This is a genomic window from Nitratireductor lacus, from assembly GCF_056431025.1.
Genome location: NZ_JBWKMB010000009.1, coordinates 161,683 through 169,529 on the forward strand (window position 1 = coordinate 161,683; position 7,847 = coordinate 169,529).

Genomic DNA, 7,847 nt, shown 5'->3' on the forward strand with positions numbered 1-7,847 from the left:
GTCTGGCTCAGAGCGGAAGGCGCTTTTCGACGATCCGCGCCATGATGCTCGCGCCCACGGGCAGCATGTCGTCGTCGAGAATGAAGCCGGGATTGTGCACCGGGATCGAGCCCTTGTGCCCAAGCGTGCAATAGGCGCCGGGAACAGCCTTCAGCATGTCGGCGAAATCCTCGCTGCCCGTGACCAGCTCTTTGGTGATGGTCGCGTTCTCCTTGCCGACGATCTCTGCTGCCGCCTCGCGATAGGCCTCCGAAAGATCGGCATCGTTCATCAGCACGTCGAAGACGGGCCGCAGGTCCGGCACGATCTCCACCTCATAGCTCGCCGCAAAGCCGGCGCAGAGCTTTGCCACCCGGTCATGGATCAGGTCGCGCACCCCGTCGGAGAAGTAGCGGATCGTTCCGGAGATCACCGCCCTGTCGGGCACCACATTATAGGCCGAGCCGGAATGGATCTGCGTCACCGAAAGCACTGCCGGCTGTGTCGGCTGCACATTGCGGCTGACGATCGATTGCAGGTTTTGCACCAGCGCCGTGGCGATCACGATCGGGTCGCGCGCATGGTGCGGCATCGCGCCGTGGCTGCCGACGCCATTGATGGTGATGTCGAAGAAGGTCGCCCCCGCCATGGCCGGCCCCGGCTTGACGCCGAATTTGTTCGGCTCCGCAAGCGGGTTGTTGTGCATGCCATAGATTTCGTCGCAGGGAAACCTGTCGAACAGCCCGTCGGCCAGCATGGCGCGCGCACCGCCAAGCCCCTCTTCCGCCGGCTGGAAGATCATGATGGCGCGGCCTGCAAAGTCCCGGGTCTCGGCCAGATAGCGCGCCGCCCCCAGGAGCATGGTCGTGTGGCTGTCATGCCCGCAGCCATGAAACGCGCCGGGGTTCTTGGAGGCGTAGGGCAGGTTGGTCATCTCGTCCATGGGCAGCGCATCCATGTCGGCCCGCACGCCAACCGAGCGGCTGCCTTCCTTCCTGCCCTTGATCACGCCGATCACCCCGGTCTTGCCGAGCCCGGTATGGACCTCGTCCACACCCCATTTTTCCAGGAGCTCGGCCACGATGCCCGAGGTGCGCACTTCCTCGAAGCCGATTTCCGGGTGCTGGTGGAAATCGCGGCGGATCTCCGTGAGTTCATCCGCGTAATCGGCGATTTTGGGTAGTACGGGCATGGTAGTCTCCGGTGTTGAATGAAAACTGACGGGCAAGGCGCATGCCCCTCATCCGCCTGCCGCCACCTTCTCCCCGCATGCGGGGAGAAGGGCGAGGTGGGGAAGCGGGCACGCAGTGGTTCGAAGGGTAGGAAGCTGCACCAACGCCCCCTCTCCCCGCAGGGCGGGGAGAGGGTACGGGTGAGGGGCGAGCGCCAGCGCATCTTGGCGTGAGCCGGCAGGCGGCGAGAAGAACATGGACGTTGCGCTCTCCGGCCCCGCGCCGATTGAATGAAGCCATGGCGCCAGCGCCGACGCCCCCTCTCCCCGCGAGCGGGGAGAGGGTAAGGGTGAGAGGCAGGCGGAGGCGGGGAAGCGGCTGCGGCATCGGTCACGAAACACGCCTCAAACACTTTCCAGCTCACGAAAATTGGCGAAATCCCACTGGCGCCCCGGCGCCGCGTCGATCAGCGCGCGCGTATAGGCATGCTGGGGCGCGGAAAGCACATTGGCCGCACTGTCATGCTCGACCACGCGGCCATGCTGCATCACCACGACCTCGTCGCAGATTTGCGCCGCAACGCGCAGGTCATGGGTGATGAACAGAATGGCGATGCCGAGTTTCTGCTGAAGCTCGTCCAGCAGGTCAAGCACCTGCGCCTGGACCGAGACATCGAGCGCTGAAACCGCTTCATCGGCCACCAGCACATCCGGCTCCATGGCGATGGCGCGGGCAATGGCGACACGCTGGCGCTGGCCGCCCGAAAACTGGTGCGGATAGCGGTCCACCGCATCGTCGGGCAGGCCCACCAGCTTCAGGAGTTCGCGAGCCCGCGCAAGTGCCGCCTTTTTGTCCGTCCCCATGTTGAGCGGCCCTTCCACAAGACTTCGCCCGATCGTCCAGCGCGGGTTGAGCGAGCGGAAGGGGTCCTGAAACACGATCTGGATGTGGCGGCGCAGCGGCCTGAGCGCGCGGCGCGTGAGCGTGGCGATCTCCCGGTCTGCCACCCGGATTTCCCCTTCAGTCGGGTCGATCAGCCGCATGATGCAGCGTGCGACGGTGGACTTGCCAGAGCCGCTTTCCCCGACAATGCCGAGCGTGCGCCCGCGCGGAATGGTGAAGTTCACATCGGTTGCCGCTTTCGTTGGCTCCGTGCGTTTGAAGACCCCGTGCGCGCCATAGATCTTTTGCAGGCTGTTGACCGAGAGCACGGGCTCGCCGTCCGGCGCCTCGCGCGCGGCGCGCGGGGTCAGGCTCGGCACGGCCTGAAGGAGCTCGCGTGTGTACTCTTCCCTTGGCCGGCGCAGGAGCTCTTCGACGGGTGCCTGCTCGACAATCCGGCCAAGTTTCATCACGTGGACAGTGTCGGCAATCTCCGCCACCACGCCCATGTCGTGCGTGATGAAGAGTACGGCGGTTCCATGCTTTTCCTGTAGTTCGGCGATCAGGCTCAAAATCTGCTGCTGCGTCGTCACGTCGAGCGCGGTGGTCGGCTCGTCGGCGATCAGAAGCTGCGGCTCGAGGATCAGCGCCATGGCGATCATGATGCGCTGGCGCTGGCCGCCGGAAAGCTGGTGCGGATAGGAGCGGTAGATGCGCTCCACATCGGGCAGATGCACCTGGTTCATGATGTCGAGCACGCGCGCCTTTTTCTCCTTGGTGGAGAGTTTGGTGTGCGTGTTGAGCACTTCCTCGATCTGCTCGCCCACGCGCATCACCGGGTTGAGCGCGGTCATCGGTTCCTGGAAAATCATGGAAATCTTCCGGGCGCGCATGTCTCGCATGGCCTGCGGGCCGAGTTCGAGGAGGTTCTTGCCCTCCAGGCCGATCCGCCCGCCGGTCGCCTCCAGTGCGCCACCTGGCAGAAGCCCCATGACTGAGAGCGATGTGACGGATTTTCCCGAGCCGGATTCTCCGACAAGGCAAACCGTTTCGCCCTGCCTGATCGTGAGCGACACCCGGTCGAGCACGGGTGCGGCCTTCTCGTTTCCGGCCAGGCGCACGGTCAGGTTTTCGATTTCCAGAACGCTCGGCACATCGTCGAAATTGCGAGTCTTGAATTTCATATTGCGTGCTCCGGGATGTGATGATTGGAGCGCTGGCGGGAGTCACCTCCCGTTTCCGTCATCCCGGCCGACCGAAGGAAGAGCCGGGACCCATTGAGAGGCACGGCCGACCTCTGCAGAAGGTGCGGGTGATGCCAGTTCGCGTTCGAACCGGAGCCGGGCCGCGCTCCACGATGTTCTTCCAATGGGTCCCGGACAGCCCTTCGGGCTTCCGGGATGACGCCGTTTGCGAGACAACACAACGAGATGCAGTTGCCGATTGCGACGGGACTGTTTGTAAGCTGGGTATACAACAGCACTGTCATTTCACCCCTCCCGCTTCTTGAGGCGCGGGTCCAGCATGTCGCGCGCGGTGTCGCCCAGAAGGTTGATCGACAGGATGCACAGCGAAAGCATGAGGCCGGGCCAGAAAATGAGCGAAGGCTTCAATTGGAAATACACGCGGCCCTCGGCCATGATGTTGCCCCATGTGGGAATTTCGGTCGAAACGCCGGCCCCCAGAAAGGAGAGGATCGCTTCGGTGAGGATGGCTGACGCGCAGATATAGGTGCCCTGCACGATGAGCGGCGCGAGCGTGTTCGGCATCAAATGCTGCCAGAGGATTTTCGGCATGGAGGAACCGAGCGCGATGGCCGCTTCCACATAGGGTTCCTCGCGCGCCGAAAGCACCACCGAGCGCACCAGCCGCACGACACGCGGTATCTCGGGAATGGTGATCGCGCCCATCACCGACCAGATGCTCGGCCCGTTGAGCGCCACCAGCGCAATGGCGAGCAGGATGGAGGGAATGGCCATCAGGCTGTCCATGATGCGCATGATGATGGCGTCCGCCGTCCGGAAGAAGCCGGAGACAAGGCCGATCAGAAGGCCGATCATCACGCTGACAATCGCTGCCGAGATGCCGATGAAGAGCGAGACACGCCCACCGGTGATGACACGCGAAAGCACGTCACGCCCATAGGCGTCGGTGCCGAGCGGATAGGTTTCGCTCGGTCCCTTGAGGCGCTGGAGGGCGTCGATGGCCATGGGATCATGCGGGACGATCAAAGGTGCGAGTGCCGATAGTAAGACAATCACGGCAAGCACGATGGCCGCGATGATCGGGCCGGCACCGAGCCGCCAGCCTTGCGGCAGGGCAATGGCGCCGAAGAGCCATTGCATGCGGGATGCGGGTTGCGGGGAAGCGGCCATCAGTAGCGGATCCTCGGATCGAAGAATGTGTAGGAAAGATCGATGAGCAGGTTGATCAGAACATAGAGACCGCTCGTCAGAAGGATCATGCCCTGGATGACGGGATAGTCGCGGGCCAGAATGGCATCGACGGTCAGGCGCCCGATGCCGGGAATGTTGAACACGCTTTCCGTCACCACCACGCCGCCGATCAGGAGCGCGAAACCGGTGCCGATGATCGTCATGATCGGCACGGCGGCGTTGGAAAGCGCGTGGCGGAAAAGGACCACCGTTTCCTTCACACCTTTGGCGCGCGCGGTGCGGATGTAATCTTCGCCCAGCACCTCAAGCATGGAGGCGCGTGTCATGCGGGCGATCAGCGCCACATAGATGGTGGCAAGCGTCAGGCATGGAAGAATGGCGCGGGCGAGGAATTTTCCAAAATCCTCCGATGGCGCGACATAGCCCTGAACGGGAAACCAGCGCAGCTCGATCGAGAAGATCTTGATGAAGATGTAGCCGATGACAAAGACGGGAATGGAGAAGCCCAGAACCGAGAAGGTCATCACCGCATAGTCGACCCAGGTGCGGTGCCGCCATGCGGCGAGCACCCCCATGGGCACGGCGATCAGCACCGAAAGCAGGATCGTCAGCACGGCGATGTTGACCGTCGGCCAGATGCGCTGCCCGATCATCTGGGTGACGGGCGTGCTGGAAATGAGCGAGGTTCCAAGCTCGCCCTGCAGAAGCAGTCCCACCCAGGTGATGAACTGTTCGTGCAACGGATCGGCCAGACCGAGCGATGTGCGGATGCGCTCGAGCTGGTCAGGCGTTGCCATGTCGCCGGCGATGATCGCCGCCGGATCGCCCGGGGTCAGCCTGAGCAGCAGGAAAACGAAGATGGCGACGATGATCATGACCGGTATGACGGCCAGAATGCGCCGGGTGATGTAGCCTAGCATCGGAACGTGATGTCCTTTGACACGCGCGTTTTATAAAAAGCGGGGCGCGCGATCCCGATCAGGGAGATGGAAGGAAACGCGCCGGGCAAGAGCCCGAATGCCCCGGAGGTGACCCCGCCCGGCAACCAGGCGGGGCGGGCTCTCAGGCGATCACTCCGCCTTTTCGATGTTCCAGAACACCGGAACCGGCGACGGGATCATGCCGGTCAGCTTGTTGCTGCGGGCCTGCGGCATGATGTACTGGCCAAGCGGCACGTAGAGGACGTTCTCCAGCGTGTGCTTCTGGATCTCGACCGCCACTTCCTTCTGCTTCTCCGGCGTGTCGGCGGCGATGAAGGCGGCGCGCAGTTCTTCCACCTTCTCGTCTTCCGGCCAGCCGAACCATGCGGCATCGCCACGACCGTTCAGCATGGGGCTGATGAGTGGCGAATTGATTTCCGGCACCATCCAGTTGGTGAAGAAGATGTTCCAGCCGCCTTCGGATGGCTTCGACTGGCTGGCGCGGCGGGTGACGAGCGTCTGCCAGTCCATCGCCTGCATGTCGACATTGAAGCCGGCCTCGCGCATGGCCTGTGCGGCCACCACGGGCTGTGCCGTCAGGCTCACCACATCGGTCGGCTGCATCAGGACAATCGGCGTGTTGTCATAACCGGCCTCTTCGAGCAGTTTCTTCGCACCCTCGATGTCGCCGCCCGAGGTGAGCGTGTCGGAGCCCGCTTCGTCGCCCAGCGGCGTGCCGCAGCCGAAGATCGCGCCGCACACCTTGTAATAGTCGGGATTGCCGATCAGCGTGGCGAGCACCGCTTCCTGGCTGAGCGCCATCTGCGCCGCCTGGCGGATTTTTGGATTGTCGAAGGGCGGGTGCTTGAAGTTCATGCGCCCGATCGTCTGGTAACCCAGGTCGTCGCGCGTCTCGACCGTCACGTCCTCGCTGGTTTCAAGCAGCGGCAAAAGGTCGATCTGAACCTGCTCGATATAGTCGATTTCACCCGAAAGCAGTGCGTTGATCGCGGTCTGGGCGTCGGGCATGGTGACCCACTTCACCTCATCGACCTTGACGTTCTTGCCGCCGGCCATCCAGCTCGCCTCGCCGTCGCGCGGCACATAATCCTCGAACTTGCGATAGGTGACGGAAACGCCGGGCTGATACTCATCCGCCACGAACACGAAGGGACCGGAGCCCGTATAGTCGGTGATCGCCTCGTCGGCGGAGCCGCTGGCCACGCGCTCGGGCATGATGAAGGGCGGCACGGCCGACTGTTTGCCCACCGTGTCGAGCAGCGCCGGGAACGGGCTTTTCAGCTTCCAGACGAGGGTCTTGTCGTCGGTCGCCTCGAGGCTCTCCGTCACGTCGAAGATAAGCTGGCCGCCCGAGTCCCGCTTGCCCCAGCGCTGGAGCGAAGCCACCGCATCGGCTGCCGTCACCGGCGCACCGTCGTGGAATTTCAGCCCGTCGCGCAGCGTGAACGTGTAGGTGAGATTGTCGTCGGAAATGGTCCAGTCGGCCATCTGCGGCTGCGGCGCAAAGTTTTCATCCACGGCTACCAGCACGTCATAGACCATATAGCCGTGGTTTCTGGTGATGTGCGCGGTGGTGATGATCGGGTCGAGCACGCGCAGGCCCGAATGCATGACGGCGGTGATCGTCTTGTCCTGGGCGAGCGCCGGCGTGGCTGCGCCGAGGCCCGCCATCAGCGCGGCACCGGCGGCCAGGCCGAGCGACACGCCGCGGGCGTGGTTCCGTAAGTGCTTTAGTCTATCCTGAAGACGCGACATGATGTTCCCTCTTTTGTTGAGCATGAAGTTTTGGTCGTCGTGACGTCTTGAACGCGGTTCTCCCGCCGCGCTGATTTGTGTCTCCCGCTATCCCTCCATCGCCAGCGCTTCGCCCGCCGCACGGCGGAAAACCGGTCCGTTGGGCGAAAGGCGCATTCCCTCGGCAAGCTTCGTCCACGGCAGGTCCGCCGGGTCGAGCGGCATTGGCCCCGGTGCCGTACACACCAGAACCGTCTCGGCGATGGGGTCGAAATCGGCGCGAAAATGCACCGAGCTCTTGTTGACCAGAATGGCCATTTCCGTCGGCTCGATGCCGACGAAACGATACATGGCAAGATCCGCCATCTGCGCCTTGTGCGTGGCGACGACGATCTTCACGCCGTCGATCGCAAGGCAGGCGGACGGTCCCACATTCATATGCGTGCCGCCATAATAGGGGCCGGTCGCATGCAGGTCGCCATTGGAAAGTTTCTCGACGCGGAAGGTGGCCGTGAAAGGTTCGTCGCCGGGAATGCCGGACTGCCCGCCGAGCGGAATGGTGATCTCGTCCCCCTCCCCTGCCGCATGGGCGGCGCGTGCGGCCCGCGGGTCGACGATCATGCCGATCGCGGCGCGTTCCGCGCCGTCAGACCACTGACAAACCCCGTCGATTTTCGGCGGGGTTTTGTTCAAGTGTGTGCGGTTTCTGGTTTTTGCCTGTCAGGAACAGGCGTCATCAGGCC

5 protein-coding genes and 1 pseudogene are annotated in these 7,847 nt (G+C 63.4%); all 6 read right to left on the bottom strand.

Annotated elements, in window-relative coordinates:
* Positions 1-7: 7 nt before the first annotated feature.
* Positions 8-1,171, bottom strand: coding sequence for a M20 aminoacylase family protein (locus AC07E3_RS09885; protein ID WP_478361572.1), 1,164 nt, complete (start codon positions 1,169-1,171; stop codon positions 8-10).
* Positions 1,172-1,555: 384 nt separating this feature from the next.
* Positions 1,556-3,217, bottom strand: coding sequence for an ABC transporter ATP-binding protein (locus AC07E3_RS09890; RefSeq protein ID WP_478361574.1), 1,662 nt, complete (start codon positions 3,215-3,217; stop codon positions 1,556-1,558).
* A 306-nt stretch (positions 3,218-3,523) separates the two neighbouring features.
* Positions 3,524-4,378 (bottom strand): ABC transporter permease, encoded by an 855-nt coding sequence (locus AC07E3_RS09895; protein WP_336071410.1) that lies wholly within the window; start codon positions 4,376-4,378, stop codon positions 3,524-3,526.
* A 29-nt stretch (positions 4,379-4,407) separates the two neighbouring features.
* Positions 4,408-5,349 (bottom strand): ABC transporter permease, encoded by a 942-nt coding sequence (locus tag AC07E3_RS09900; protein WP_090330131.1) that lies wholly within the window; start codon positions 5,347-5,349, stop codon positions 4,408-4,410.
* A 150-nt stretch (positions 5,350-5,499) separates the two neighbouring features.
* A complete protein-coding gene (locus AC07E3_RS09905) occupies positions 5,500-7,125 on the bottom strand; it encodes an ABC transporter substrate-binding protein (RefSeq protein ID WP_478361576.1) in 1,626 nt (541 codons plus the stop codon).
* Between the two features lie 87 nt (positions 7,126-7,212).
* A pseudogene (locus AC07E3_RS09910) lies at positions 7,213-7,746 on the bottom strand (MlrC C-terminal domain-containing protein); the annotation flags it as partial.
* Positions 7,747-7,847 lie beyond the last annotated feature (101 nt).